This window comes from Lysobacter sp. ISL-50, assembly GCF_018612875.1.
GTDB lineage: Bacteria > Pseudomonadota > Gammaproteobacteria > Xanthomonadales > Xanthomonadaceae > Lysobacter.
Window position 1 is genome coordinate 135359 of the sequence record NZ_JAGGRI010000013.1, and the last position, 24892, is coordinate 160250.

The window sequence follows — 24892 nt, forward strand, 5'->3', positions numbered from 1 at the left end:
CGTTGCCGCACCAGATGGACTAGTGCACCGTCCCGGCCGGCTCATCGGAAACCGGCTGCAGCGAAACCGCCACCTCCTCCAACTCGGCGATCTCCGCGTCGAGGGCGTCATACAACTCGCCCTGCCGCGTCATCAACTCCTCGATCCGCTCGGCCTGCTTCAACTTCGACAGTTCCCCATCGAACAGCAGCCACTGCGCGGTCAACTGCTTCACGTAGTTCTTGGAGTAATGGCGCATTTCCTTGAGCTGATTCAGCGTCGCGTTGACGTGATCCAACGGCGTCTTGGTGTCGGCGGACATACGGACCTCCTCTTCGCAAGGTGACGGCCCAGAGTAGCCAGGGGAAGCTGGCTGGACGCGAAATGAACGATGGCGAAGATCGGCCAGCGCGCAGGAATCTTCACTTGGCGCAGACATTTTCGAACGCGAGGAATGACCTCAGGACCGGCCCGCGACGCGAGCCGGCGATGCACGCTCAGGCTGTCGCACGCTTGCGTAACGGACCAACAGCGCCACCCGGTAGCCCGCCTTCTTGATCAGGCTCACGGAGAACGACAACCGCAGGCACGACGCCGCGGCGGCCACGCTCAGCCGGCGTGGTGTATCCGAAACCGCTCCGGTTCCGCCGGGTCCCGATCCACGACCTGGATCGGCGCCCAAGCCCATTGCCAGACGCTGATGCCCGGCGTGCGCGCGAACTGAATCCGCCCGCGGGTGCCTTCGACGTCAACCTGCGGCCAGGCTTCGGCGATGCGCGCCCGGTCCGCACCGTGGGACCGCAGTACATCGGCTAGGACGGTGATCGTGTCGTAACCCTCGAAAGCGACGAAGGACGGCGCTTCGGTCAGCCGCTCGCGTAAGGCCTCTTCGACTCGCGCGCCCAGCGGGCCGAGGCGCTCGGGCAGGTAGCGCAAGAACGGGATCGCGGCGCCGTCGACGCCGAGCAGGCTCGCCCATTCGGCGAATTCCGGTTGTCCGGCCGGGGCGCCCAGCATTAGCGCAGCCAAGTGCGGATCGCTGCGAACCAATTTGACGATCGACGCGGCCGGTTCCGGGTAGCCGACCAGAAGCAGCGCAGCGGTCGCGCCATGGGCGACGACTTGCTCGCACACCTGCGTGGCGGTGAGCGCGCTGATGTCGAGCTCGATGACGCTGCCACCGTGTGGAGCGAGGCGGTCGCGCAGAATGCCGACGCCCGATGCCCAGTAGACGCTCGGCGCGATGGCCACGGCGATTCGGCTATGGCCCGCGCTGAGGAGAAAGTCGGCGTAGATCCGCCAACCGCGGGACTGCGCCGGAGCGAGGCGCGCGACCCATTGCGTCGGCTGTTCGGTCAGCGCGTCGAGCACCGCCGACGAGCACAGGAACGGCAGGCGCAGGGCATCGGCCCTGGCGGCGACGGCGCGAGCGACGACGCTGTGATACTCCCCGGCCAAGGCCGCCACGCCCAGGTCCGCCAGTTCGTCCACGGCCGCCGCGGCCCGCTGCGGATCGGCGGCGGTGTCGCGGACGATCAGTTCGAGAGGTCTTCCGACGATCCCGCCGGCGTCGTTGATGTCGCGAACGGCCAGTTCGAGTCCCGCCAGCAAGTGTCGCCCCGCCTCGACCCAACCCGGCCGGCTCAGCGGAACCAGTGCGCCGATCCGGACGGCCAAGCCATCGGTTCGCTGCGTTCCGGTTGGCGATGGCGACGTATTCATGCGTTGGCGTCTCGATCAATGGTGGACAGCTGCGGCTACGAATACCGCCGCGCGTATATCGCGCTTCGCCACCATAGCCGAGGCCGGGGATGCCGTTGGAAACGGTCGAACTTCTTCGCGTCGAACAAGACCTGCCCGTCGAACCGGACGCCGGCTTTCGGCCAGAAGCGGATGCTAGGTCGCGAAACAGATAACGCTTCGGCTCCTGTCGATTTCCGTTCCGGCCATTCGTCTAAACAAGAAAGGCTGACTATTGCCCCCTGCAGGCGGGCCCGAAATGCCCGGCCCGGCGCGCTCACGACTTCGAATCAACTGGAGAAGACCGAATGACCCCGACCATCATCGCATTCGAACGCTCGCCCGACCGCGGCAAGGGACTGGCGCGCGACATGCGCATTCGCTGGACGCTCGAAGAGGTCGGGCAAGCTTACGAGGTCCGCTTCCTTTCTTTCCGCGACATGAAGCAGCCCGGGCATCTGGCGCTGCATCCTTTCGGGCAGATTCCGACTTACGAGGAAGGCGATCTCGCGCTGTTCGAGTCCGGCGCGATCGTGCTCCATCTCGCCGAACGCCACGCGGGCCTGCTGCCGACCGATGCGAACGCGCGCATGCGCGCCATCGCCTGGATGTTCGCCGCGCTCAACACGGTGGAGCCCCCGATCGTCGAACGCTCCACGGCCTGGCTTTTCGATCGCGAGCAGACGTGGTATGCGCAGCGTCTGGCGATCCTGGATGAGCGCGCGCGCGGTCGGCTCGGCGAGCTTTCCCGCCGCCTCGGCGATGCCGACTGGCTCGACGGCGATTTCAGCGCCGGCGATCTGCTGATGGTGACGGTACTGCTGCGACTGCAAAGCTCCGGCATCGTGGACGAGTTTGCGAACCTCGCCGCGTATGTCGCCCGCGCGACCGCGCGGCCCGCCTATCAGCGCGCGTTCGAAGCGCAGTTGGCGGCGTTTCAGCAGGCCCAGTCGGCCGGGGAATCATCGCCGGCGGCTTAGTGCTTCTGTCCGTGCGCGCGGCATCGCGCGAGTCGTCGATGCCGCTACGGCTTCCTCAGCCGATCGGTGGACAGCTTCGCGATGTCCCAAAACAGCGACGCGTTGCCCGCGGCCCGGGCGGCCAGCATGGCGCCGTGTATCGACGCCATGAACACGGCGGCCTCGGCCGATGCGGTGTCGGTCAATCGTATCTTGCCGGCCGACTCGCCTTCGTCCATGACCGCGGTCATCCAGGCGTGCAGATCGTTGAAATGCCCTTTGACTTCGTCCGCGACTTCCGCCGGAACCGCCGGCAGTTCCGCCGCCAGCAGCGCGCAAATGCAAATCGGAGGGCTGGACTGCTCGATGCATTGCGCCCAGAAACGGCTGTAGGCGATGAGCCGTTCCAAAGGATCGGGCATCGCTTGATCGAGCGACTGCAGGCCACGCCGCGTCGCCTCCCGATGGAGCACGACCGTCGCCTTCACCAGATCCGCCTTGGTGGGGAAGTGATGGTGGATGCTGGCCTTTCTCACCTCGACCAGCTCGGCGATGTCCGCATAGCTGAAACCGTTGTAGCCGCCCGACGCCAGCAGCTCATTCGTGCGCTGAATGATTTCCAGGGCTTTGGGCGAGTACGGCGCCTGCGGATCGGATCTGGATGGGGACATCAACCGCCTGCCTTGCTTCGAATGGGTCTGTGCTTATACAACGCGCGCATCTGCAAGGCGGTGCCGACGATCAGCGCCAGGAACAGCGCGCCCTGCGTACCGAGCAGAAGCGGGTCTTTCAAATCCGTCACCAGCGGCTTGCCCACCGGCAGCCTGCGCAAGGTTTCGCTTACGGTGGGGATCATCAGCAGGAATACGCTGAGGCTGAGCGATGCGGTCTCGATGTACTTCCACGCGCGCGGCGCCGTGCGCCATCGCGAGATCCCGTAGCCCACAAGAAGCACCGCCAGAGTGACGGTCGCGACGATCGAGCTGATGGGCTGATGCGCGATCGGGTAGACCGTGAGCACACCCAGCAGCATGAACCAGAAGTAGGCGCGTCCGGCCCGGGTTTCGGGGGCGATCCGCCCCTGCTTGACCAGCATGTAGGCGGCGAGAGGGATCGCGGGAAGGCTTCCCAGCGTGTGGAGCCAACCAAGGGGGGAGATGGCCATGAGAGTCGTTTCAGCCTGAGGAAGCGGCAGACTACCTATTGGTAGGTAGATAGTCAAATGCGCGGGTAAGCGCGTGGGCGGCCCCTGCCGCCTCAGTCGCAAGCGAGCTTTGGCCGGACTGAAGGGTCAGTCCGCGTATCGATTCAATTGTCCGGAAGCGTTGCGGCAGCGAACGGTGCGAGCACCGTCCAGCCAAGGTTGGCGTAAAGGCCGCGGCCGTCTTCTGTCGCGACCAGAAGCTGCGTGCTTGCGAGAGAGTTTCTCGCAGTCCCGAGAGCGGCCATCACCGCGATACCCAAGCCTTTCCGCCGGTGTTCCTGCGCGGTTTCGATTCGGTCGTAGATGAAGACCTCCGCGGTTTCCGCCGCGCATCCGTTGGCCGCCACAATGCCGTCCGGTGCGATGACGCAAGCCCGGGCGACAGGGCCGGCGCGATGAAGCTCCATCCTGTAGCCATCCGGCAGCGGCTTGGTATCGGGGGTTGTCGCCGCCGTCATGAAATAGTTCGCGGGCTGAATCTCCCAGCGCGCAGGCAGGGCGCTGCGCAGGTCCTCGTCGGAGCCGCACAGCTTCAGGTAATGCCGTGGCGCCACGACCTCATTGGCGATTTCGCGCAACCCATCGCATAGCTCCGGAAATACCCAGCGCTTCACTTCTTTTTCCGAATGGGTATCTACCCGGAAGCCGCCGCGATCGTGGACCGGAGGCGGGGAGCCGCGGGCGATGGAATGCGCGGCTTGCCAGGCGAAAACGAGGTTTGGATCGACGTAGGTCATGGCTGATCGTCTGTGGTGCTCAAAGGGGCGCATTCTCGGGCGACTGCGCGTGCCGCGCCAGGTTGGCCCTCGGCTGCAACGTCTGCGCGACTTCCAACTACAGCACCGGCCCGTCTCAAGAGACAAGACGGCGGCGATCTTGGGCCGATGGACGATATCCCAATCGGCGCCCCCATCGCCCCGGCCTGCGCCGGCCGGCATAATTCCGGCATTGGACGGCAATCGATTGCCAGGGAGACGGCGGATGATTCTTTGGGGCACCAGCAAGCGGGTACTGGACTTCGACCTGTCGCAGCGCGAGCACTGCCAGCAATGCCGGCAGGACCAGGATTTCGGACTTCGCCTCAAGTACGAGCACGGCCACCTCTACCATCTGTTCGGCTGGGTGATGTCGAGGCAGTATCAGCTGGTGTGCCCGGATTGCACGCATGGCTGGGTGGTGAATCCGCGCGCCGCCGAGGCGCTGATCGGCCGCAATCCGATACCGTTCTATCAACGCCACGGCTGGGTGGTTATGCTGGCTCTCGCCGCGATCATCGCCGTGGCCGCGCTCGCGCACCAACCCGCCGGCTGACGGTTTCCACATCGCGCAAGCGGCCGGACGCAGGCATCGGCTCTAGGTCACGACCATGACGCAACGACTCTTCGTCTACGGAACACTCGCCCCCGGCAAGCCCAACGCGCATGTGCTCGCGCAGGTGCCCGGCACCTGGGTGCCGGCCTTCGTTCGCGGCACGCTGCATCCAGAAGGCTGGGGCGCGGCCGCCGGCTATCCGGGCATCGTCCTGGATGCGCTCGGCGATGAAGTCCAGGGGCTGGTTTTCAGCTCGGACGCGCTGGCCGAGCATTGGCCGCGCCTGGATGAGTTCGAGGGCGAGGGCTACGAACGCGTACTCACCTCGGCCACGCTGCGCGACGGCGCGGAAGTGAAGGCCTACGTTTACCAGCTGAGCGGCCGTCCGCGCGATGGCGGCTAGACGCCGACTCATTGCCTGATTCGATTCGCCGGTAAGTGGACGATCCACTGCCGGACCGCGATCGCTTGCCATACCCCTGACGCGTTGCGGTTCCTTCCGGCGTCGGCGCAGGCACCATGCTTCTCAGGCACGGCGCCCTAACTCCCGCCTTCTTACACTGTCGGGCCACCCCGCAGCCATGAGGCGACCCACACCATGTACCCCACCATCGCCCAAGCCGCCTACATCGCCGCGAAACTGGGCGAAGCGCTGGCGATCCTCGTCGCGGCGTGGCTGCTGGCCACTGTGCTGCGGCATCTGCTGCGCCGGCTGTCCACGCGCTACGACCTGGCGCCGGCGTTCGCCATCGGCGTGCGCCGGGTGCTGAGCACGGTGATCTACATCAGCGCGCTGTTGCTGTTCCTCAATCGGATGGGCATCTCCGGTTCGGTGGTGTGGACGACCTTGACCGGGTTCGTCGCGGTGGGCGCGGTGGCGTTCTTCGCGGCCTGGAGCGTGCTGTCGAATATTTTCTGCGCGCTGTTGATTCTGACGACGCGGCCGTTCCGGCTGTACGACTATATCGAGGTGTTGGAGGGCGGCGACAAGCCGGGGCTGCGCGGGCGGGTGGTGGATATCAACTTCATCTTCACCACCTTGCAGGAGAGCCATGCCAATGGCGACGACACGGTGCTGCAGGTGCCCAACAGCCAGTTCTTCCAGCGCAGCACGCGGCGTTGGCGGCAGGAGCCGGAGTGGAGCCGGATCGCGCATGCGAAAGCGGCGGAAGGGGCGGATTGGCGGGATGCGGCGGCTGGGTGAGGGGAGCAAGAGCGAATCCCCCCTTCCCCCCCTTTTTCAAAGGGGGGAACGGCAAAGGCGGGGACGTGAGGGATCGGGTTGGCGTGGATGGCGGGGGTCTAGGCGCACGCAATGCCGGGGCTACTTTTCCGCTACCCGCCCGAACCCGCTACACCCCGCGATACCGGGTTTGCTAGGCTCCCCACGCGAATCCTTCGCGCGAGCCGCACATCGATGTGCGGACCAGATCCGACAAAGCAGGACGGCATGGCGCACAACCAGTTCGCGTTGCTCACCCAACGGCGGTTCCTGCCGTTCTTCCTGACCCAGGCCTTCGGCGCTTTCAACGACAACGTCTACCGGCAGGCGATCATCGGGCTGCTGTTCTATCTGGGCGTGGACGATGCGCAGCGCACGCTCTACACCAACCTGGCGCCGGCCTTGTTCATCCTGCCGTACTTCCTGTTCTCGGCCACCGCCGGGCAGATCGCGGAGAAGCTGGAAAAACACAAGCTGATCCGGATCACGACCTCGATGGAGATCGCGATCATGAGCCTGGCCGCGGTCGGGTTCCTGACCCAGAGCATGACGGTCCTGCTGATCGCGCTGTTCTGCACCGGCCTGCAATCGACGCTGTTCGGGCCGGTCAAGTATTCGATCCTGCCCTCGGTGCTCAAGCCGGAGGAACTCACCGGTGGCAACGGTCTGGTCGAGATGGGCACCTCGATCGCGATCCTCACCGGCATGATCTTCGGCGGCCTGATCTTCACTCTCGCCGGTACGCACGGGCCGGTGGTCGCGGCGACCGCGATCATCGTGTTGGCGGTGACCGGCAACCTCGTCAGCCGCCTGATTCCGCGCGCCGACGCCGGCGAGCCGGACCTGAAGATCCAGTGGAACCCGATTCCCGAGTCGGTGAAGATCATGCGCATGACCCGGCGCCAGCCGGCGGTGCGCAATTCGGTGCTGGGCGTGTCGTGGTTCTGGTTCGTCGGCACGGTGCTGACCTCGCAATTGCCGGGCTATGCGCTGACCAATCTCGGCGGCGACCCGACCTTGTACATCTTCGCGCTGGCGCTGTTCTCGATCGGCACCGGCGTGGGCTCGATGCTGTGCGAGCGGCTGTCGGCGCGCACGGTCGAAATCGGCCTGGTGCCGCTGGGCGCGTTCGGCATCAGTGCCTTCATGATCGATCTGTATTTCGCCCGCACCGGCGCCGCGACCGCGACCGGCCTGAACGTCTCCGCCTTCGTCCACAGCGCGGGCGCGTGGCGGATCATGATCGACCTGGTCGGCATCGGCGTGTTCGCGGGTTTCTTCGTGGTGCCGCTGTTCGCGCTGATCCAGAACCGTTCGCCGAAGAACGAACTATCGCGCGTGATCGCCGGCATGAACATCCAGAACGCGGCCTTCATCGTGCTGGCGGCGGTGCTGGGCGTGGTGGTGCAGCGCTTCTTCCACTGGACCATTCCGCAGGTGTTCCTGGCCCTGGCGATCGCCAATGCGATCGTGGCCATCTACATCTTCACCCTCGTGCCCGAATTCCTGATGCGCTTCCTGAGCTGGGTGCTGGTGCGCGCCCTGTACCGGTTGCGCGTGTCGGGCACCGAACGCATTCCCGACGAGGGCGCGGGACTGATCGTGTGCAACCACGTCAGCTACATGGACGCGTTGATCCTCAGTGCAAGCATCCCGCGGCCGGTGCGCTTCGTGATGTATTACAAGATCTTCAACATCCCGGTGATGAGCTGGATTTTCCGCACCGCCAAGGCGATTCCGATCGCCGGCGCGAAGGAAGATCCCGAGTTGATGCGGCGCGCGTTCGAGGACATCGAAGCCGCGCTTGCCGACGGCCAACTGGTCGGCATCTTCCCCGAGGGCGCGCTGACCAAGGACGGCGAGATCGCGCCGTTCAAGTCGGGCGTGGAGCGGATACTGGCGAACAACCCGGTTCCGGTGATCCCGATGGCCTTGCGCGGCATGTGGTCCAGCATGTGGAGCAAGCGCGACTCGCGGCTGGCGCGCATGCGCGTGCCACGGCGGTTCCGCGCCCAGGTCGAGGTGATCGCCGATGCGCCGCGCGACGGCGCGCAGGTTACCGCGCCGTCGCTGGAGGCGCAGGTGCGCGCGTTGCGCGGCGATCAGGCCTGATCGCCTCCACGCGCGGCGTGCCGGCGCGGCGGAGCGCTGCTAGGATGCCCGCGAGCGGACGCCGTCGGCGTCCGGCCATCGCCCTGGGAAGGACACCATGAATCAGCCCGTCGTCACCGCCGCCTCGCCGTATCCGAACTACCTGCCGTGGTCGATCACCCTGACCGTGCTGGGCGCGTGTTTCTGCTGCCTGATCGGCGCCGCGCCGGGCATCGTCGCGCTGGTGTTCGGCAATCAGGTCAACAGCAAGTACGCCGCCGGCGACGAAGACGGCGCGCGGCGCGCGTCGGAAACCGCGAAGATCTGGTGCTGGGTCGGCACCGGGCTGGTCGCGCTGGGCCTGATCTGGACGATCCTGTCGTTCTTCATCAACGGCATGTCGATGATGTCCGACGAGTTCCTGCAGGAACTGCAAAAAGTGCAGTCGCGCTGAGGCGCGCCGCCGCACGCATCGATATGGACCGCAGCGCCCGCCAGCGCCATCTCACCCTCACCGTCGCCGCGACCGCGGCCACCGCGGCGGCGGCGGCCGGGGTGTGGGTGCTGCGCCATGTCGATCCCAATGCCGCCGGCAGCCCGCTGCCGGGCTGCATGTTCTATCACCTCACCGGCCTGTACTGCCCCGGTTGCGGCATGACCCGCGCGCTGCACGCGCTGGCGCACGGCGATCTGGCGCAGATGATGGCGATGAATCCGCTGCTGGGCCTGTTGATCCCGGCGCTGCCGCTGCTGGTGTTGCAGGGGCTCGGCTATCGCCTGCCGCTGCCGCGGCGCGCGCTGGCGATCCTGGGCAACGGCAAGGCCTGGCTGGGATTGCTGGCCGCGTTCTGGGTGCTGCGCAATCTGCCGTGGCCGCCGTTTTCCTGGCTCGCGCCGGGCTGAACCGCGGCGCCGCCGCGAGCCGCCGGCGCTAGAAGCGGTACATCGCGCTGACCAGGTAATAACGCCCGACCGGGTCGTCATCGACGATGCTGTAGCCGCCGTAGCTGTAGTCGTAATTGACCGGCCGGCGATCGTTGAGGTTGCTGACGTTGAGCCCGATCAGCCATTTGTCGAAACCGCCGTAGGCCAGATCCATGCCGAGCAAGGTCGCGCTGGGCGTGCGGCAGCGGCCGACGACGCCGTTGATGGTCGGGCAGGTCTGGCCGGGCTCGGTGATCCACACCGTGGCCGGGCCCATGTAGCGCAGGTTGAGCGTGGCGATCCAGTCGCGATAGGTCCAGCGCACGCTGCCCAGCACGGTGCGGTTGGGCGTGCCGAAACCGGAGTAGTCCAGTTCCTTCTCCGCCGGGTGCGGCCGGCGCAGCAGACGGTCCATGTAATGGCCGTTGAGGCGGAAGGCGAAGTTGCCGCGGCGCTGGGTCTGCAGCCGGTATTCGGTGTCGATTTCCCAACCGCTGACTTCGGTGCTGCCGATGTTGTCCAGGTAGGTGTCGACCGCGATCAGGTAGCCCTCTTCGTCGCGCACCATGGCCTTGGGGAACAGGTCCGGGCGCGACACCGCGTCGATGGCGAGGATCTCGTTGCGGCGGCGGATGCGGTAGCGGTTGACGGTGGCGGTGAAGTCTTCGCTCGGCGTCCAGATCAGCCCGAGGCTGCGGCTGGTGGAAGTTTCCGGGCGCAGATCGGCGTTGATCGTCGCGCGGCGATCGATCATGCACACCGGGCCGAGATCGATCAGGCACGGCTGGGTGCTCGGGTCCGAGCGCACGTAGCCTTCCGAATCGATCACCAGCGGACGGCGCAACTCGGCCAGGGTCGGCGCGCGGTAGCCCTCGCCCATCGACGCGCGCAGGATCAGCGACTGCCATGGTTGCCAGCGAACGCCGAACATCGGCGAGATCTGATTGCCGTAACCGCCGTTGTGATCCAGCCGCCACGCCGCGTCCACCCACAGCTTGTCGTGCAAGGGCACGTTGACCTCGCCGTAGATCGCCGAGGTGTTGCGGCTGGCCTCGCGTTCGTCCAGTTGCTGCGCCAAGGCCACGTTGCCCTGCACGAAGGACTGGTCCGGGCGGTTGCTCAGGCGCTCGCGGCGCGTTTCGACGCCGGCGGCGATCTGCACGTCGCCGGCCGGCAACGCGAACAGCGGCCCTTCGATGCTGGCCGAAGCCGTATCGAGGATCATTTGGCCGCCCATCGTGACCTGCGGCGAAATCTCGTCGAGCACCTCCGGCGCGTTGCCTTCGGTCTTGTTGAAGTGGAAGGTCTTCACCTCGGCGTTGATCGCCGGCTCGTTGATCAGGCCGTCGATGCGATTGACCACCTTGTTGCGCCGGCGCGACAGGCTCACGTCCCACTCCCACTTGTCGCGGTAGCCCTTGAGGCCGGCGGTGAAATCGCGGGTGGAGGTGACGGTGCGGTTGCGCACCGGCCCGACTTCGGAGAACCAGTAGTTCAGATCGAGGTAGGGCTTGGGTTTGTACGCGTCGGGATGATCCTCGGGCAGGTTGACCGAGGCGTAGAACGGCGCGTTCTGCATCTCCAGGCCGACCCGGGTCGCGCGCAGGTCGGCATAGAACTCCGCGTTCTCGCCGATCGGCTGGCGGAAGTGGGTGTAGAAGGCGTTGCTGGTGATGCCCGGCTGCAGGCTGACGTACTGCGGAATGTCCAGGCTGCAGTCGATGCCGCGGGCGGTCTTGTCGCGACTCTTGCAGCCGTTGACGGCGCGGATGCCGCCGGCCTCGAAGTCGTCGAAACCCGACGGGATGCGTCCGTCGAGCAGGCCGTAGCGGCGCTGGTCCAGCGTGCTCCACTCGCGCTGGCTGCCGATCAGCGGATTGCGGGTGAAGTGGTCGATGCTGACGAACACGCTGCCGCCACCGGGCGTTTGCTCGCCGAAGCTGGCGTACTCGCGCTGCTGCTCGGCGTCGCCGCGCTGGGACACGCCGTAGCTGCCGCCGACTTCGGCGCCGCGGTAGTCCTTCTTGAGGATGATGTTGACCACGCCGGCCATGGCGTCGGCGCCGTAGATGGCCGAGGCGCCGCCGTGGGCGATCTCGATGTGATCGACCATGCTCAGCGGAATGCCGTTGAGATCGGTCAGCGCGCCCATGTCGGTGGACACCAAGCCGTAGTTGGCCATGCGCCGACCATCGACCAGGAACAAGGTCGCGCGCGGCCCCAGCGAATACAGGCTGGCCGAGGCCGCCGCCGCCGACGGCACCTGGCTGGCGCCGCCTTCGGTGGCGACATTGCGCGGGTGATGGCCGGTCATGCCCGGGGTCAGCCGCAGCAGATCGAACAGGGTCTGGTGGCCGCTGGCGCGGATTTGTTCGTTGGTGATCAGGGTCAGCGGCAGCGAGCTTTCGAACGCGGCGCGGCCGATGCGTGTTCCTGTCACATGGACCGTGTCTAATTCCGTCGTAGTAGGTGCCTTGGGCATTGCCTGAGGCTTCTGAACGAACGCCTGCGGCACCGGCCTGGGCCGCGGACGCGGCGCCGGCTGCAGCAAGTAGACATTGGCTTTTACGGCCACTGCGGTGAGGCCGGTCCCGTCCAGCAACTGGGCCAGGCCCTCGCGGATGCCGGGCCGGCCCTTCAGGCCCGCGCTGCGCCGCCGCGCCACCAGGGCCGGGGCGTAGATCAGCTGCAAACGGTTACGGGACGCGAACGCGTTCAGCGCGTCGTCCAACGCGCCGGGAGGGATGTTGTAGCCATCGGCTGGAATATCGCCTTCGGGGGCCTGCAAAGCCCCGGCAACAGGCGAGAACGTCAGCGCGACGGAAACGATGAACGCATACGCAATCTTGGCCATCCACCAACCGCATCGATCGGGCTACAGCTGAACCGGTACGCCCCCTGTCTGTAGGCGCGATCCAACCATAGCATCGCTACGGCACACAGGGGACTCAACCGGACTTGCGATGCAGGACGATCTCGTCGTCGGCGCGCTGTTCGGACTGCAACGACCAGCCCTGCTCCAGGGCCTCCAGCAACGCGGCCTGGTCGCCGATGTGGAATACGCCGCTGACGGTGATCTTGCCCAGGGCCGGATCGGCCAGGCGCAGCTTGGTCGCCGAGTAGCGGTTCATCTCGATGAGCAACGCGTCCAGACGCCGGTTCTTGAACACCAGATCGCCGGTCGGCCAGGCCTGCGCGGCGCTGAGGTCCAGCGGCTCGGGCGGGCTCATGCGGCCGCTGTGGTCGTAGCTGAGCTGCTGACCGGGCTTGAGCGTGCTGCCGGCCTGGGCGACGCCGTTGGAGACGATCACCTCGCCCTCCAGCAAACCGACGTTGACCGTGCTGTCGGTCTTGATGACCTGGAAGGTGGTGCCGATGTCGCGGATCAGGCCGTTGCCGGCCTTGACCGAGAACGGGCGCGCGGCGTCGGCGGCGACCTGGAATTGCACGCGGCCGCGATCGACCTCGACCTCGCGGCGCTCGTCGCTGAAGCGCGCGACGATGACCGAGTCGGTGTCGAGCATCACCTGGGTGCCGTCGGCCAGACGCAGCGAGCGCTGTTCGCCGACCGCGGTGAGGTAGCGAGCGTCGCTGGCCGGCGCCGGCGTGCGCAGCCAGTTGACCCCGACCGCGGTCGCGACGAGCAAGGAGGCGGCCATCGCCGCCGGCATCCACCAGCGCGAGCGCGCGCTTTCGCGGCCGGTCGCGCGCCAGGCGATGCGCGCGGCGGCCTGCAGCATTTCGTCGCTGGCCAGTTGCGCCGCGGCCTGGTGCGCGCGCTCGGCGGCGACGTAGGCGGCGACGTGCTCGGGCGCGGCGTCGAGCCAGCGATCGAACTCGGCGCGATCGTGCGCGGTGCATTCGGGCGAATCCAGCCGCGCCACCCACGCTTCCGCGCGGCCGTCTGCGGGATCGGCTGTCGGGGTCGTCGTCGATGTGGGCAGTGTAGTAGTCATTGTTCTTGCAAGCTCTCGTAGCCGCTTTCCTTCATGCGCACGCGCAACAGCGCGAGCGCCCGGCCTATATTCTTCTCCACCGCCTTTACAGAAATACCGCAGTGACGTGCGATCTGCGTGTAACTCATTCCGTTGACGCGGTTGAGCAGGTAAATCTGCCGGCTGCGCATCGGCAATTGCATGATCGCCGCGCGCACCAGCGCCAGTTCCTGCTCGGTCGCCACGCGCTGGTCGTGGCTGGGTTCTTGCGACGGCAGCGCGTGGTAATCCTCATCCAGACTCACGTGCTCGGGCGCATGCCGGGTTTTCTGCCGCCGGCCGCGATCGTTGAGCGCGTTGATCGCGATGCGGTACATCAGGATCTTCAACGCGTCGGCTGGCTGGTCGCGATAACGCAGCATGCGCATCATCGTTTCCTGCGCGATGTCCTGCGCGTCCTCGTGCGAGGCGGCGGACTTGCGCAAAAACGCGATCAGCGGCTCGCGGTGATCGCGCAGGAAGCCGACGAAGTGATCGTCCTCCTGCCGCGTCGTCGCGGGCTGATTCGCCGCCGATGAATCCTGGCCCACGTCCACCTTCACCCATGCCCTGGTTACCTGCTTCGATACTAGCCCAGCCGCAACGGGCGGGTGAACGAAGCTCAGGTCGTCTTGCGCGGTAACGCCGGGCGCAAAACCCGTGGGGCCGGGATCGGTCTGACTCAGACCGACCAGAAGCTGGGACGTGAAGCGATTCACCAATCCGAATCCTCCGCTAGCGTGATGAAGCGCGCATCCGATGAGTGAGGTTTAGTCCGCACACGAGGCCCGGTCTTGATCGCCGGACTCTCGTGCGCGGGTAAAGCGTTACCTCATCGCCGCCGCGCCGTCTGGCTGCTGCCGCGATCGCGCTGACCAACGCGCGAATCAGGTTCCGTGAAAGCCGTCGCGCAAGAGTCGTGTCCAGCCCCCTCGGCAGGACCGTCGCCCGACACCGGGGTGGCCGGCGGCGAACGACAATGCGCGGCGGTTTACGCGGAACCTGTGCGTCTAAACGCAGTCCAGACGAGCCCCCCCTACCCCGAACGTGCGCCGGCGTTCGGTTTCCGCTCAGGCGGTCGCATTCCGGGGATACGCGGCATCGCGGCGGCGCAGGGCCACCGCGCCGGGGTTCAGGCGACGAAGCCGGCGATCACGAACAAGGCCAACACCGCCAGCCAGACCAGCAGGCTGCGCCAGACCAGGCTCATCGCGTCGCGCAGTTCGGGCACTTCGCCGGTAGTCATCAGCGCCACGCCCTGCGCGGGAGCGGCGACGCCGGATTCGTTCACGTAGTCGGCCGCTTCCTCGGCCAGCTCGCATTTGACGCTGGCGCGGGCGACCGCGCCGAGGAAACGGTTGTCCAGGCTGAAACGCGCGCCGCCGGCTTCGCGCCAGGCGCCGAGCACCGTATCGAAATTGCCGACCAGGGCCAGCGCCAGGGTCAGCAGCTGCGCCACCGGCCAGTCCAGCAGCGCGAGCAAGGTGCGCGCGCCGGCCAGGGTGTCGCCGGACAACTGCTTGGAGGCCTCGCCTTCGGCGGCCAGCGCGACCAGCCGATAGCCCAGCGCGCCGACCGGGCCGAGCAGCAGGAACCAGAACAGCACGCCGAACCAGCGCCGCAACGCGCTGCGGAACACCGCCTCGACCAGCGAGCCGCCGTCGAGCAAGGGCGTGGCGCCCTCGGGCCAAAGGCGGGCGGCGGCTTCGCGGCGCGAGGCGCCGTCGCGCGCCGACGCCAGCGCTTCCACGTCCAGATCCAGATCGCGCGGGCCCCAGGCGTAGAACAGGATGACGATGCCGAACACCAGCCCGCCGAGCCCGATCAGGGGTTCATCGAGCGCCAACTGGAACAGGCCGACCGCCAGCAGCGGCGGCACCAGCGCGATCAGCAGGCCCCAGCGTCCGCGCCAGAAGCTGCCTTCGGGAAAGCGGCTGTCGATCCAGCGCAGCCAGTCGCCGTACCAGCCGTAATGACGCACCGACGCGGCCAGGGACTGCGCGAGATGGCCGAGCACGAGTGCGACGACGGCGGCGATCAGCGTGACGGACATCGGGGCGACGCTCCTGGCGAGGCGAAGAAAAACATGAACTGGCCGGATTCTAGCGCGACCGCGTGCAGGCGCGGTCGCGAGCCTTCGAGGTCTGTGTAGGAGGGGCTTCAGCCCCGATGCTTTTCGATCCGATCGCTTCGATGGTTCGCGGCTGCTGATCGAAAAGCATCGGGGCTGAAGCCCCTCCTACAAAACTCAGCAGAATGACCGCTCAGAACCGGCGCGACCACGCACGCCCTTGCGTGGTTCAACGCCCCGCGCGCGCCTGCGCGGCCACGCGCCAGTGTTCGATCAGCCAGCGCGAGATGGAAATGCTCGGCGACAGCAGCGGGCCGTCGTCATCGCCCGGCTCGGCCGTGGCGGCGCGTTCGCCGCGCGCGCAGGCGGCGTGGATTTCGTCCAGGGTGAACCAGCGCGCTTCTTCCAGCTCATCGCCGGTCTTGGGTTCGTCGGGCTCGGCTTCGGCGGCGAAGCCCAGCATCAGCGCGCTCGGAAACGGCCACGGCTGCGAGCCCAGATAACGGCAACTGCGCACGCGCACGCCGGTTTCCTCCAGCACTTCGCGCGCGACCGTCTGCTCCAGCGATTCGCCGGGTTCGACGAAACCGGCGATCACCGAATAACGCCGCGCCGGCCAGCCGGCCTGGCGGCCGAGCAGCAGGCGTTCGCCGTCGCTGACCGCGACGATCACCGCCGGATCGGTGCGCGGGTAATGTTCGGTGCCGCATTGCCCGCAACGCCCCTGCCAGCCGGCGCGCGCGGAGGCGACTTCGCCGCCGCACACACCGCAATGGCGATGGCGGCTGCGCCAATGCTGCAGCGCGCGCGCCTGGGCGAACACGCTGGCCTGCAGCAACGGCCAGTGCCCGGCCGCGCTGCGCAGATCGACCCGGCGCGGCGCGTCGAAGGCGACCAGTTCGGCGTCGATGGAAAACCAGGCCTGCCCGTCCGCGGCCAGACCGAGAAACACCGCCGCGCCCACGCCGCCGGGACCGTCGCTGAGTTCGCGGCCGAGCGGCGCGCGCAGGCTGCCGTCGTCGTCGGCCAGCGCGTTGCCGGAGTCGTCGAGCACGATCACCCGCGCCCGCGGCCACAGCTCGGACAAGGCTTCGGGTTGATCGCGAAGATGGTCGGCGCGATCCAGCGCCGCCTGCCACGCGGCATCGCCCTCGACGAAGGCGAACGGCCGATCGGTCGCGGAAGCGGCTTGCGCGGTAGTCGTCACACGCCGAACGAGGAACCGCAGCCGCAGGTGGTCTTCGCGTTCGGATTGCGGATCACGAACTGCGAGCCGTGCAGGCTTTCGGTGTAATCGACTTCCGAGCCCATCAGGTATTGCAGGCTCAGCGGATCGACCAGCAGGGTCACGCCGTCGGTCTGCACGGCCAGATCGTCCTCGCCCTGCTGCTCGTCGAATTCGAAACCGTACTGGAAGCCCGAACAGCCGCCGCCCTGGATGTAGACGCGCAGCTTGAGCGCATCGTTGCCTTCCTCGGCGATCAGCTCGCGCACCTTGCTGGCCGCCGACGAGGTGAATTGCAGCGGCCGATCCAGGGACTGGTAGCCCGGCGCGGCATTGAGCGTGGTGATTTCCATGTTGAAAGGATAAGGCCGCCGCGCGCGCATTCAAGCGCGCCAGACGAACACTGCGATTGGCTGGTGCGGTCCGATGGCGCGCCTGGGCGGCCGATCGCGGCGATATCGCCGGCCGCGGCGGCCGGATCGGGCCGGCCCGCGGCCTCAGCCGGCCGGATTGGCCGTGGCCGCCGGGACGACGGTCTCGCGGGTCGCCTCCGCCCAGCTGAAGGATTGTTCGACCGCCGCGCCCGATTGCGGGGTCAACCGCACCGTGACCCGGACCGGGGTCAGGCCGGCGGGGACGAATACGTCGCCCTCGACCTGTTCGAAGTACTTGAACGAATACGCGGTGCCCGGCGCGTCGGGCTGCTGGCGCAGGTCGGCCCAGGCGAGCTTTTCGAGCTTGCCGGCGCGGGTGCCTTCCAGCGCCAGGGTCAGGCGGCCGGCGCTGACCGCGCCGCGGTTGAGGTTCTGGGTCAGGGTGGTGGTGAAGTGCCAGGCCGAGGGCGCGCCATCCTGCGGCTGCATCTTCAGGGTGTGCACGGTGAGGCCGCGGCGCTGGCCGGTGGCGCCGACCAGCCGCTCGTAGAAGGCCACGTCGGCGCGCAGGCCGGCGATTTCCTCATCGCGCTCGGCCAGGGCGCTTTGCAGATCGCGATTGGCCTGGCGGCTGATGGCGTCGGAACGGCCCAGGGTGGCCACGCGCTGCTGCAGTTGTTCCAGGTCGGCCTGCATTTGCCGCGGGGTCAGGCTGGCCGCCTGCGGGCCGGGCGGCGGCGGAGTGTCCTGGGTTTCGCTCAGCGATCGCCATAGCCCCCAGGCGCCGAAGCCCAGCGCGGCGGCCAACAGCACGGCGGCGGGCAGGCGCCAGCGATGGTGACCCGCATCGCCCGCGCCGGACGGCGGCGGAGCCGTCGCTCCGGCGGGAGCGTGGTCGTGGCCAGTGGCCGGATCGGGCGCGGCACTCGCCGGCCGCTGCGTCGCGGGACGATCGGCCGGGGTTCCCGGAGACGGCGCGGACTGTGAGGTTTCGTCGCTCATCCGCACCGTCTGGGGGCTGGAGCGGCGGCCCTCAATCCATCCGGGCGTCCGCGGTAATCAGCGCTTCAGGCGCCGGCAGCGCGGCCGTCGGCGATTCGGCGTGGATCAGTCGTCCGGTGAGCATCGACCCGGCCGTCATCTCGACCACCTTGTAGTGCACATTACCTTGAACGCGCGCCTTGGCGGCGAGTTCGATCCGCTCGCTGGCATACACGTCGCCGTCGAGCTGGCCGTTGATGATCACCACCGGGGCGCGCACCTCGCCCTCGATGACGCCGTTCTCGGCCAGGGTCAGGCTGGCCGGCTGCCCGTCCAGGGCCACCAGCTTGCCGATCACGCGGCCTTCGATATACAGCCCGCCGCTGAAATGCAGGTCGCCGCGAATCACCACCTGCGAGCCGATCATGGTGTCGACCTGGCCTTCGCGCAGTTGGGTCGGTTTACTGTTGGTCTTGAACATCGCTTAAGTTTCCCCGGTTACGGTGACGCCGCTCTTCCAGGCGAAATGCTGCTCGATCGCGGCGTTTTCCCCGTGCAGCGAGATGCGCACGCGTTGCGGGGTGAAGCCGGCCGGCAGCATCACGCTGCCGTCGAGTTGCTGGAAGTAGCGGAAGGAATAGTCCTGGGCGGGCGCCTTGGACTTCTGGTGCAGTTCGTCCCAGCCGATCGCGGCCAGCTTGCCGCCGCGAACCCCTTCGACCTGGAACTGCAGCCCCCCGCTGCTGACCGCGCCGCGGTTGAGATTCTGAGTCAGGACGATCTGGTAGCGCCAGGTGCCGCCGGTCTCGGGCGTGAACTCCACCGAGTGCACGTTCAGGCCCTTGGCCGGCGCGGTCGCGCCGACCAGGCGTTCGTAGAAGGCCACGTCGGCGCGCAGATCGGAGATTTCCTCCTCGCGCTGGGCCAACGAGTTCTGCACCTGCTTGTTGGCCGCCCGGCTGACCTGGTCGGAGCGCTGCAAATTGGCTTCGCGCTGTTCCAGTTGTTCCAGCGCCTTGGAGCGGACCCGCAGCTCGCGCTTGGTCTGGTCGAGCTCGGCGCTGAGCCTGGGCAGCTTCGGCGCGGCCAGCGACTGCGACCACAGCCAGGCCACGACCAGCGACAGCGCCCACGCCACGCCGACGGCGGACCAGATATAAGGGCGCTTGTCCGGCTGCTGCTGGACGATGACGAAGCGCGGCGGCGGGGTCTTGCTCATGCGGACTGGATCATGCGGACTACGACGGCTCACACCGCCGGCTTTCCCTATACTCAACCCTAAATCTTAACGGGAACGCCACGATGTCCGATGCGCACCTGTTCGCAGTTGGCGTAGTTCTGGCCTGGCTGTCGGGGGTCCGGGTCTATCTGACCGTCTTCGGAGTCGGCATCGCCGGCGCCCTGGGCTGGCTGGAATTGCCGCAGGCGCTGCAGGCGACCCAGTCGCCGTGGGTGCTGGGCGTGTGCGGCCTTCTGACCGTGGGCGAGTTCTTCGCCGACAAGATTCCCGGCGTGGACTCGGGCTGGGACTTGCTGCATACCCTGCTGCGCGTGCCGGTCGGCGCGTTTCTGGCGGCCGCGACCATGTCGCCCGACGGTCACCTGGGCGCCGGCGCCCTGGCCGCGGGCGCGGGCGTGGCGCTGACCAGCCACGTGCTGAAGTCCGGCACCCGCGCCCTGCTCAACACCTCGCCCGAACCGGTCAGCAACTGGACCGCGTCGGTGGCCGAGGACACCGCGGTGGTTGGTGGGTTGGCACTGGTGTTCGCCTACCCCTGGATCACGCTGGGCATCGTGGCGCTGATCACCGTAGCGGTCGCGATGGCGCTGTGGTGGATCTGGCGCAAGCTGTTCCGGCGCAAGCCCAAGGCCGGGGTCGCGGCGTCGGGGTGAAGTGCGGGGTTTGGGTCTGCTGCGATCTGAGCCGAAGGCATCGGGGCTGAAGCCCCTCCCACAAGAGCCAGCGTCGCATCGAAGTCTTTTGTAGGAGGGGCTTCAGCCCCGATGCTTTTCGACCAGCGACAATCGAATCTTCCAGCAAACAAGATGCTGATCAGCGTGCTGGTCGCGATGGCGCTGTGGTGGATCTGGCGCAAGCCCAAGGCCGGGGTCGCTGCGTCGGGTGAAGCGCGAGGTTTGGGTCTGCTGCGATCTGAGCCGAAGGCATCGGGGCTGAAGCCCCTCCCACAAGAGCCAGCGTCGCATCGAAGTCTTTTGTAGGAGGGGCTTCAGCCCCGATGCTTTTCGGCCAGCGACAATCGAATCTTCCAGCAAACAAGATGCTGATCAGCGTGCTGGTCGCGATGGCGCTGTGGTGGATCTGGCGCAAGCCCGAGGCCGGTGTCGCGGCGTCGGGGTGAAGTGCGGGGTTTGGGTCTGCTGCGATCTGAGCCGAAGGCATCGGGGCTGAAGCCCCTCCCACAAGAGCCCTCGATGCGACGCCGGCTCTTGTGGGAGGGGCTTCAGCCCCGATGCTTTTCGGCCAGCGACAATCGAATCTTTGAGCAAACAAAAAAGCCGCCGGCTCAGCGCCGACGGCTTTTTGTTTGATGACAGCACGAAATTCGCGATGGCCTCAGTACGGCGCTGGCTTGCTGGCTTCGGTGTGAACGTCGCTGGCTGGCTGAACCGTGGAACCGCGAGGAAGCGGCGAACATCGCGCTCGCCGTCTTCTCAATGCTTCGAACTCATTCCTCGATCTTGGTCAGCAGATAGTTCTGCTCGCCCAGGCGCTCGATCAGCGCGAGCTGGGTTTCGATCCAGTCCACGTGCTCTTCTTCCGAATCCAGGATGTCCGCGAACAGCTTGCGGCTGACGTAGTCGCTGACAGTCTCGCAGTACTTGATCGCTTCGCGCAGCAGCGGAATCGCTTCGAGTTCCAGCGCCAGATCGCAGGCCAGCAGCTCGCGCGGATTTTCGCCGATGCGCAGCTTGCCCAGCGCCTGGAAGTTCGGCAGACCGTCGAGGAACAAGATGCGGTCCGACAACTTGTCGGCGTGCTTCATCTCGTCGATCGACTCGTGGTACTCGTGCTCGGCCAGTTCTTTCAGGCCCCAGTTCTTCAGCATCTTGGCGTGCAGGAAGTACTGGTTGATCGCGGTCAGCTCATTGAAGAGCGCCTTGTTGAGGAATTCGATGACCTTGGGGTCGCCTTTCATGGCCGGGCTCCGACGTTGCAATGGCCGGCACTGTAGTCCTTTCGAAAAAGCCATGACGAAACGCGAATCGTGCGCAAAGGGAGTCGAGAATCAGTGTCGTCGGCGCATGCCCGGGTTATGCGACCGCTGGCCGGGTTCGCGGGCGCGCATGCGAAAACCGCCCTGAAGCGGGCGGTCGGAAGGCACTGCGTGTGGTGTGCAGCGGCCGGACCGGCCGCGGCCGCTCAGGCGGCTTGTTGCATGACCGCCAGCGGCAATTCGCGCACGTTGCGCGCCTGTTCCAGCAGCGAGCTGGCCAGCTCCAGGCAACTGCCGCAATTGGCGCCGACGCCGGTACGCATGGTCAGTTCCGGCACGCTGCGGCAACCGGCCTCGGCGGCCTGGCGGATATCGCGGTCGGTGACTCCATTGCAGATGCAGACGTACACGGGCGGGGTCTTCGGCATGCAGCCGGCTGGCTGCACAAGCATTCCGCCACGGATGCGAATGATTGTCAATTAATGCCAGCCCAACCCGTGCCGGCGTTCAAGGGAACTCCGCCCCGATGGGCCTCAGCCGCTGGACTCGGAACCGCCGCCGCGCACCGGGGTGCCCGGCCCGCAAGGCCGCGCCCGCGGCCGCTGATGGGCCCGGCCGGCGAACTGGCCTTCGCTGGCCCGCGCATTGGGGTCGGGCGCCGGCACCGCCTGGGGGCCGGCGACATGGCGGGCGAACGGCGCCAGATGGCGCAGCGCGCTGGCATACACGCCGCGCTTGAAGATGACGACGTGCTCGACCGGGTACCAGAAATCGACCCAGCGCCAGTTATCGAATTCAGGTTTGTCGGTCAGGTCCAGGCACAGATCGGATTCCTGCCCGGTGAGCCGCAGCAGGAACCACACCTGTTTCTGACCGATGCATACGAGGCGGTCGTTGCGCCGTACCGCCCGCCGCGGCAGCCGGTAACGCAGCCAGCCCGGGGTTGCGCCCAGGACTTCGACATGCTGCGGCAGCAGGCCGGTTTCTTCGCGCAACTCGCGATACATCGCCTCGAGCGGCGTCTCGTCGGTGTTCATCCCGCCTTGCGGGAACTGCCAGCCGTCGCGATGCACGCGGCGCGCCCAGAACAGGCGGCCGTCCGGGTGCATCAGCACGATGCCGACATTAGGCCTATAGCCGTCCGGATCGATCACGATGCGGACTCCAAATTCACTGTGTCCGACTCTGCCACGGGGTGAGGCAGACGACAAGTCGGGCAAAGCGCGCCGTAAGGATTGACAACCCGGCCCCGGACATGAAGAATTCGCGGTTCCCCGTGGCTATGTAGCTCAGCCGGTTAGAGCACAGCACTCATAATGCTGGGGTCGGTGGTTCGAGTCCACCCATAGCCACCATAAGACAAAGCGCCGCAACACCCGGGCCCGCCAGCGCAGCGGGCTTTTTCGTATGCGGCCCGCGGAGCACACTGGCGCGCAGCGAACGGCCGGAACGAATCCGGATTCGCGCGCGACACGCATCGCCCGATCACCCACGCGCCGACCGCTCGACGGCCAGCGCCCGCACCGCTCCACCGGTTGCCTCCATGACTGCCATCGACATCTTCAAGGTCTTCACTCTCGAAGCCGCCCACCGCCTGCCGAACGTGCCCGAGGGGCATAAGTGCGCGCGCCTGCACGGCCATTCGTTCCGGATCGAGGTGCATCTGCACGGCGAACTCGGCGAGCACACCGGCTGGGTGATGGACTATGCCGACGTCAAAAAGGCCTTCCAGCCGATCTACGACCGGCTCGATCACCATTACTTGAACGACATCGAGGGCCTGGAGAATCCGACCAGCGAACGGCTCGCGGTGTGGGTGTGGGATCAGCTCAAGCCGGTCCTGCCGCTGCTGAGCGAAATCGTCGTGCACGAAACCTGCACCGCCGGCTGCCGTTACCGCGGCTGATCCGGACCGGCGCGCGGGCCTGAGCCCTCGCGTCCATGCTAATACCCTTCCCGCACGCCGCGCCCTTGCGCGGCGTGCGTGTTTTCGGCGCGGGTTTCCGCGATCGCGATCAGCGCAGGGCTACTGACCGCCATCGCGTCGACCGTCACCGGCCGCCGTCATCCGCCCGCCCCGCTTCTGACACACGCGCCAAGCTGCCGGGGCCGCCCGCGAGCGGCGAATTCGCACGCACCGCGGCGCCCTGCGGGCGCTTTGCCGCTGCGGGTCACTGAGCCGCAACTTGCTGAATAGGCAGGATTTCTGAACGGCTTGCGACCGCTCGTCGGCTCCATGTTGCATCGCAACAAACCCGGGCATATGCTGCACCGCACAATCCAGTCGTTCTTCGTCTGGACCTTCCCTCAGGAGCTCAGCCATGTACCAGCAATTCAACGAACAGTTCGCCGCCGCTACGCGCCAGTTCGCGGACACGGCCGCTCAGGTCAACCGCCTGGCCCTCGACAACGCCGAGGCCGTGTTCGGTCTGCAGATCGCCGCGATCGAAGAGCGCGTCAACGCGACCTTCGCTTTCTTCGGCGAAGCCGCCGAAGCGCGCGATGCCGAAGCCTTCAAGACCCTGTGGCCGAAGGGCGTGCAGATCGCTCGCGAAAACGTCGAGCGCGCTGTCAGCACCGGTCAGGAAACTTTCGGCCGCACGTTGAAGGCCAACGAAGCCATCGCCGAACTCGCCAAGTCGCAGATCGAAACCACCGCCAAGGCCACCCAGGCCAACGTCGAGAAGGCCGCCAAGGCCGCGACCAAGGCGAGCGTCGCTCCGGCGAAGTAATCGCAACGTCTCTCTCTCCGGCGGGTTACGCGGATACACGAAACCCGGCAGCGCACGCTGCCGGGTTTTTTGTTGTCCGCGCCGCGGCGATGCCGGCGAATTACACCTGCGGCCGCAGCGACGACGCCAGCCGCGCCGGATCGGGACGCTGCGAGTAAGGCACGCGGCCCCAGCACGGCACCGGCATGCGCTGGCGCAGGATCTCGAAGTTCTCGTCCATGCGCGCCATCCGCGGATCGATGTCGTTGGCGATCCAGCCGATGAAGCGCGCGCCGTCGGCGGCGATCGCGCGCGCGCTCAGGCGAGCGTGGTTGATCGCGCCCAGGCGCAAGCCGACCACCAGCACCACCGGCAGATCCAGCGCGCGCACCAGATCGATCTGGTCGAGCCGTGCGTCGATCGGCGCGGCCCAACCGCCGACGCCTTCCACCACCATCACCTCGGCCTGCGCCCGCAGGCGCGCGTAGGCGGCGAGGATCGGCTCCAGGCCGATCTCGATGCCGGCTTCGGCCGCGGCGATCTCCGGCGCCAGCGCTTGCGGCAGCGCGTACGGATTGACGTCTTCGTAGCGCGGCGTGGGATCGCTGGCGGCCTGCAACAGCAGCGCGTCTTCGTTGCGCCAGCCTTGCGCGCCGGGTTCGCAGCCGCTCGCCACCGGCTTCATGCCGATCGCGCGCGCGCCGAGCGCGCGGATCGCATGCAGCAACGAGGCGCTGACGACGGATTTGCCCACGCCGGTGTCGGTGCCGGTGACGAACAGGCCGGGGAGATACGCTCGCGAAGGCATCGGGATTCGGGTCCGAAAAGTCGCTGGGGGACGGTACGACGGCGGGTTGCCGCGCGTGAGCAGTCTGGCGCTTGTGACTGACCTCGCGCTTTTCCGGCACTGCCGGCTGGCCATGGTAGTCGTGGCGAGCACCGCTGCTACA

General features: G+C 67.0%; 29 protein-coding genes, 1 tRNA gene and 1 pseudogene. 13 read left to right on the forward strand and 18 right to left on the reverse strand.

All coding sequences use genetic code 11. The features are described from left to right. Positions 1-19: 19 nt before the first annotated feature. Positions 20-301, reverse strand: a complete 282-nt coding sequence (locus J7J50_RS08805; RefSeq protein ID WP_215055716.1) for a hypothetical protein — start codon at positions 299-301, stop codon at positions 20-22. A gap of 287 nt (positions 302-588) precedes the next feature. Next, positions 589-1701, reverse strand: coding sequence for an ABC transporter substrate-binding protein (locus J7J50_RS08810; RefSeq protein ID WP_215055717.1), 1113 nt, complete (start codon positions 1699-1701; stop codon positions 589-591). Between the two features lie 326 nt (positions 1702-2027). Here J7J50_RS08810 and J7J50_RS08815 point away from each other — a divergent pair, with 326 nt between their 5' ends. Next, on the forward strand, positions 2028-2699 hold the full coding sequence (locus tag J7J50_RS08815; RefSeq protein WP_215055718.1) for a glutathione S-transferase family protein: 672 nt from the start codon (positions 2028-2030) through the stop codon (positions 2697-2699). A gap of 44 nt (positions 2700-2743) precedes the next feature. Here the strand turns inward: J7J50_RS08815 and J7J50_RS08820 are convergent, their stop codons facing one another. From J7J50_RS08820 to J7J50_RS08830, 3 genes are all read right to left on the reverse strand, one after another. Beyond that, entirely contained in the window at positions 2744-3349 is a 606-nt protein-coding gene (locus tag J7J50_RS08820; protein WP_215055759.1) for a TetR/AcrR family transcriptional regulator, read from the reverse strand. Further along, the gene (locus tag J7J50_RS08825) at positions 3349-3843 is read right to left on the reverse strand and encodes a hypothetical protein (protein WP_251044001.1); all 495 of its coding nucleotides are present in this window, start codon (positions 3841-3843) and stop codon (positions 3349-3351) included. The genes J7J50_RS08820 and J7J50_RS08825 overlap by 1 nt, the downstream gene beginning before the upstream one ends. 143 nt (positions 3844-3986) lie before the next feature. After that, entirely contained in the window at positions 3987-4619 is a 633-nt protein-coding gene (locus tag J7J50_RS08830) for a GNAT family N-acetyltransferase (protein WP_215055719.1), read from the reverse strand. 244 nt (positions 4620-4863) lie between these two features. On the opposite strand from J7J50_RS08830, the gene J7J50_RS08835 reads away from it, so the two are divergent. From J7J50_RS08835 to J7J50_RS08860, 6 genes are all read left to right on the forward strand, one after another. Further along, positions 4864-5193, forward strand: a complete 330-nt coding sequence (locus J7J50_RS08835) for a hypothetical protein (protein ID WP_215055720.1) — start codon at positions 4864-4866, stop codon at positions 5191-5193. A 55-nt stretch (positions 5194-5248) separates the two neighbouring features. Next, positions 5249-5596, forward strand: a complete 348-nt coding sequence (locus J7J50_RS08840) for a gamma-glutamylcyclotransferase family protein (protein WP_215055721.1) — start codon at positions 5249-5251, stop codon at positions 5594-5596. Positions 5597-5791: 195 nt separating this feature from the next. Beyond that, positions 5792-6397 carry a mechanosensitive ion channel family protein gene (locus J7J50_RS08845; RefSeq protein ID WP_215055722.1) on the forward strand — a complete coding sequence of 202 codons (606 nt, stop codon included), beginning with the start codon at positions 5792-5794 and terminating at the stop codon, positions 6395-6397. Positions 6398-6643: 246 nt separating this feature from the next. Beyond that, entirely contained in the window at positions 6644-8527 is a 1884-nt protein-coding gene (locus tag J7J50_RS08850; RefSeq protein WP_215055723.1) for an MFS transporter, read from the forward strand. Between the two features lie 97 nt (positions 8528-8624). After that, positions 8625-8960, forward strand: a complete 336-nt coding sequence (locus J7J50_RS08855) for a CD225/dispanin family protein (RefSeq protein ID WP_215055724.1) — start codon at positions 8625-8627, stop codon at positions 8958-8960. A gap of 23 nt (positions 8961-8983) precedes the next feature. Continuing rightward, entirely contained in the window at positions 8984-9409 is a 426-nt protein-coding gene (locus J7J50_RS08860; protein ID WP_215055725.1) for a DUF2752 domain-containing protein, read from the forward strand. A 28-nt stretch (positions 9410-9437) separates the two neighbouring features. Here J7J50_RS08860 and J7J50_RS08865 read toward each other — a convergent pair whose 3' ends face one another. The 9 genes from J7J50_RS08865 to J7J50_RS08905 all read right to left on the reverse strand — a co-directional run bounded on the left by J7J50_RS08865 (position 9438) and on the right by J7J50_RS08905 (position 19274). Next, on the reverse strand, positions 9438-12284 hold the full coding sequence (locus J7J50_RS08865) for a TonB-dependent receptor (protein WP_215055726.1): 2847 nt from the start codon (positions 12282-12284) through the stop codon (positions 9438-9440). 94 nt (positions 12285-12378) lie between these two features. Further along, on the reverse strand, positions 12379-13386 hold the full coding sequence (locus tag J7J50_RS08870; protein WP_215062887.1) for a FecR domain-containing protein: 1008 nt from the start codon (positions 13384-13386) through the stop codon (positions 12379-12381). Then, positions 13383-14123, reverse strand: coding sequence for an RNA polymerase sigma factor (locus J7J50_RS08875; RefSeq protein ID WP_343222463.1), 741 nt, complete (start codon positions 14121-14123; stop codon positions 13383-13385). Before J7J50_RS08875 ends, J7J50_RS08870 begins: the two co-directional genes overlap by 4 nt. Positions 14124-14536: 413 nt before the next feature. Beyond that, complete coding sequence (locus tag J7J50_RS08880) at positions 14537-15457, reverse strand: hypothetical protein (RefSeq protein ID WP_215055728.1); 921 nt, start codon at positions 15455-15457, stop codon at positions 14537-14539. Positions 15458-15704: 247 nt separating this feature from the next. Continuing rightward, a complete protein-coding gene (gene nudC, locus J7J50_RS08885; protein ID WP_251044020.1) occupies positions 15705-16601 on the reverse strand; it encodes an NAD(+) diphosphatase in 897 nt (298 codons plus the stop codon). A 77-nt stretch (positions 16602-16678) separates the two neighbouring features. Beyond that, positions 16679-17053: an iron-sulfur cluster insertion protein ErpA gene (gene erpA, locus J7J50_RS08890; RefSeq protein WP_057945245.1), complete on the reverse strand. Its 375-nt coding sequence runs from the start codon at positions 17051-17053 to the stop codon at positions 16679-16681. Between the two features lie 144 nt (positions 17054-17197). Continuing rightward, positions 17198-18076 (reverse strand): DUF6776 family protein, encoded by an 879-nt coding sequence (locus J7J50_RS08895; RefSeq protein WP_215055730.1) that lies wholly within the window; start codon positions 18074-18076, stop codon positions 17198-17200. 31 nt (positions 18077-18107) lie between these two features. After that, positions 18108-18536 (reverse strand): polymer-forming cytoskeletal protein, encoded by a 429-nt coding sequence (locus J7J50_RS08900; protein WP_215055731.1) that lies wholly within the window; start codon positions 18534-18536, stop codon positions 18108-18110. A 3-nt stretch (positions 18537-18539) separates the two neighbouring features. Continuing rightward, positions 18540-19274, reverse strand: coding sequence for a DUF6776 family protein (locus J7J50_RS08905; RefSeq protein WP_215055732.1), 735 nt, complete (start codon positions 19272-19274; stop codon positions 18540-18542). A gap of 83 nt (positions 19275-19357) precedes the next feature. Between J7J50_RS08905 and J7J50_RS08910 the strand changes: the two genes are divergently transcribed. The 3 genes from J7J50_RS08910 to J7J50_RS25115 all read left to right on the forward strand — a co-directional run bounded on the left by J7J50_RS08910 (position 19358) and on the right by J7J50_RS25115 (position 20415). Continuing rightward, positions 19358-19948 carry a DUF4126 domain-containing protein gene (locus J7J50_RS08910; RefSeq protein ID WP_215055733.1) on the forward strand — a complete coding sequence of 197 codons (591 nt, stop codon included), beginning with the start codon at positions 19358-19360 and terminating at the stop codon, positions 19946-19948. Positions 19949-20059: 111 nt separating this feature from the next. Next, positions 20060-20275 carry a hypothetical protein gene (locus tag J7J50_RS08915; RefSeq protein WP_215055734.1) on the forward strand — a complete coding sequence of 72 codons (216 nt, stop codon included), beginning with the start codon at positions 20060-20062 and terminating at the stop codon, positions 20273-20275. Positions 20276-20292: 17 nt separating this feature from the next. Then, entirely contained in the window at positions 20293-20415 is a 123-nt protein-coding gene (locus tag J7J50_RS25115) for a hypothetical protein (RefSeq protein ID WP_285222270.1), read from the forward strand. Between the two features lie 327 nt (positions 20416-20742). Here J7J50_RS25115 and bfr read toward each other — a convergent pair whose 3' ends face one another. The 3 genes and pseudogenes from bfr to J7J50_RS08930 form a co-directional block, all read right to left on the reverse strand. Continuing rightward, on the reverse strand, positions 20743-21213 hold the full coding sequence (gene bfr / locus J7J50_RS08920; RefSeq protein ID WP_056116104.1) for a bacterioferritin: 471 nt from the start codon (positions 21211-21213) through the stop codon (positions 20743-20745). A 224-nt stretch (positions 21214-21437) separates the two neighbouring features. Next, the gene (locus J7J50_RS08925; RefSeq protein WP_215055762.1) at positions 21438-21641 is read right to left on the reverse strand and encodes a (2Fe-2S)-binding protein; all 204 of its coding nucleotides are present in this window, start codon (positions 21639-21641) and stop codon (positions 21438-21440) included. A gap of 264 nt (positions 21642-21905) precedes the next feature. Beyond that, positions 21906-22385, reverse strand: a pseudogene (locus J7J50_RS08930) (RNA pyrophosphohydrolase); the annotation flags it as partial. A 124-nt stretch (positions 22386-22509) separates the two neighbouring features. On the opposite strand from J7J50_RS08930, the gene J7J50_RS08935 reads away from it, so the two are divergent. From J7J50_RS08935 to J7J50_RS08945, 3 genes are all read left to right on the forward strand, one after another. After that, positions 22510-22586: transfer RNA gene (locus J7J50_RS08935), tRNA-Met, on the forward strand. Between the two features lie 197 nt (positions 22587-22783). Further along, positions 22784-23137: a 6-carboxytetrahydropterin synthase QueD gene (queD, locus tag J7J50_RS08940; RefSeq protein WP_057945243.1), complete on the forward strand. Its 354-nt coding sequence runs from the start codon at positions 22784-22786 to the stop codon at positions 23135-23137. A gap of 415 nt (positions 23138-23552) precedes the next feature. Then, entirely contained in the window at positions 23553-23963 is a 411-nt protein-coding gene (locus tag J7J50_RS08945; RefSeq protein WP_215055736.1) for a phasin family protein, read from the forward strand. Between the two features lie 100 nt (positions 23964-24063). Here J7J50_RS08945 and bioD read toward each other — a convergent pair whose 3' ends face one another. Further along, positions 24064-24750, reverse strand: coding sequence for a dethiobiotin synthase (gene bioD, locus J7J50_RS08950; RefSeq protein WP_215055737.1), 687 nt, complete (start codon positions 24748-24750; stop codon positions 24064-24066). Between the last annotated feature and the right edge of the window lie 142 nt (positions 24751-24892).

Bases quoted from the DNA above. Each gene is read 5' to 3' on its own strand.
- J7J50_RS08895 (WP_215055730.1), bottom strand. From the start codon at position 18,076: ATGAGCGACGAAACCTCACAGTCCGCGCCGTCTCCGGGAACCCCGGCC.
- J7J50_RS08945 (WP_215055736.1), top strand. From the start codon at position 23,553: ATGTACCAGCAATTCAACGAACAGTTCGCCGCCGCTACGCGCCAGTTC.
- J7J50_RS08880 (WP_215055728.1), bottom strand. From the start codon at position 15,457: ATGTCCGTCACGCTGATCGCCGCCGTCGTCGCACTCGTGCTCGGCCAT.
- J7J50_RS08870 (WP_215062887.1), bottom strand. From the start codon at position 13,386: ATGACTACTACACTGCCCACATCGACGACGACCCCGACAGCCGATCCC.
- J7J50_RS08915 (WP_215055734.1), top strand. From the start codon at position 20,060: ATGCTTTTCGACCAGCGACAATCGAATCTTCCAGCAAACAAGATGCTG.
- J7J50_RS08840 (WP_215055721.1), top strand. From the start codon at position 5,249: ATGACGCAACGACTCTTCGTCTACGGAACACTCGCCCCCGGCAAGCCC.
- J7J50_RS08865 (WP_215055726.1), bottom strand. From the start codon at position 12,284: ATGGCCAAGATTGCGTATGCGTTCATCGTTTCCGTCGCGCTGACGTTC.
- J7J50_RS08835 (WP_215055720.1), top strand. From the start codon at position 4,864: ATGATTCTTTGGGGCACCAGCAAGCGGGTACTGGACTTCGACCTGTCG.
- J7J50_RS25115 (WP_285222270.1), top strand. From the start codon at position 20,293: ATGCTTTTCGGCCAGCGACAATCGAATCTTCCAGCAAACAAGATGCTG.
- J7J50_RS08850 (WP_215055723.1), top strand. From the start codon at position 6,644: ATGGCGCACAACCAGTTCGCGTTGCTCACCCAACGGCGGTTCCTGCCG.
- J7J50_RS08845 (WP_215055722.1), top strand. From the start codon at position 5,792: ATGTACCCCACCATCGCCCAAGCCGCCTACATCGCCGCGAAACTGGGC.
- J7J50_RS08825 (WP_251044001.1), bottom strand. From the start codon at position 3,843: ATGGCCATCTCCCCCCTTGGTTGGCTCCACACGCTGGGAAGCCTTCCC.
- J7J50_RS08830 (WP_215055719.1), bottom strand. From the start codon at position 4,619: ATGACCTACGTCGATCCAAACCTCGTTTTCGCCTGGCAAGCCGCGCAT.
- J7J50_RS08900 (WP_215055731.1), bottom strand. From the start codon at position 18,536: ATGTTCAAGACCAACAGTAAACCGACCCAACTGCGCGAAGGCCAGGTC.
- J7J50_RS08910 (WP_215055733.1), top strand. From the start codon at position 19,358: ATGTCCGATGCGCACCTGTTCGCAGTTGGCGTAGTTCTGGCCTGGCTG.
- erpA (WP_057945245.1), bottom strand. From the start codon at position 17,053: ATGGAAATCACCACGCTCAATGCCGCGCCGGGCTACCAGTCCCTGGAT.
- J7J50_RS08810 (WP_215055717.1), bottom strand. From the start codon at position 1,701: ATGAATACGTCGCCATCGCCAACCGGAACGCAGCGAACCGATGGCTTG.
- J7J50_RS08815 (WP_215055718.1), top strand. From the start codon at position 2,028: ATGACCCCGACCATCATCGCATTCGAACGCTCGCCCGACCGCGGCAAG.
- bioD (WP_215055737.1), bottom strand. From the start codon at position 24,750: ATGCCTTCGCGAGCGTATCTCCCCGGCCTGTTCGTCACCGGCACCGAC.
- J7J50_RS08860 (WP_215055725.1), top strand. From the start codon at position 8,984: ATGGACCGCAGCGCCCGCCAGCGCCATCTCACCCTCACCGTCGCCGCG.
- bfr (WP_056116104.1), bottom strand. From the start codon at position 21,213: ATGAAAGGCGACCCCAAGGTCATCGAATTCCTCAACAAGGCGCTCTTC.
- J7J50_RS08820 (WP_215055759.1), bottom strand. From the start codon at position 3,349: ATGTCCCCATCCAGATCCGATCCGCAGGCGCCGTACTCGCCCAAAGCC.
- J7J50_RS08805 (WP_215055716.1), bottom strand. From the start codon at position 301: ATGTCCGCCGACACCAAGACGCCGTTGGATCACGTCAACGCGACGCTG.
- J7J50_RS08905 (WP_215055732.1), bottom strand. From the start codon at position 19,274: ATGAGCAAGACCCCGCCGCCGCGCTTCGTCATCGTCCAGCAGCAGCCG.
- J7J50_RS08855 (WP_215055724.1), top strand. From the start codon at position 8,625: ATGAATCAGCCCGTCGTCACCGCCGCCTCGCCGTATCCGAACTACCTG.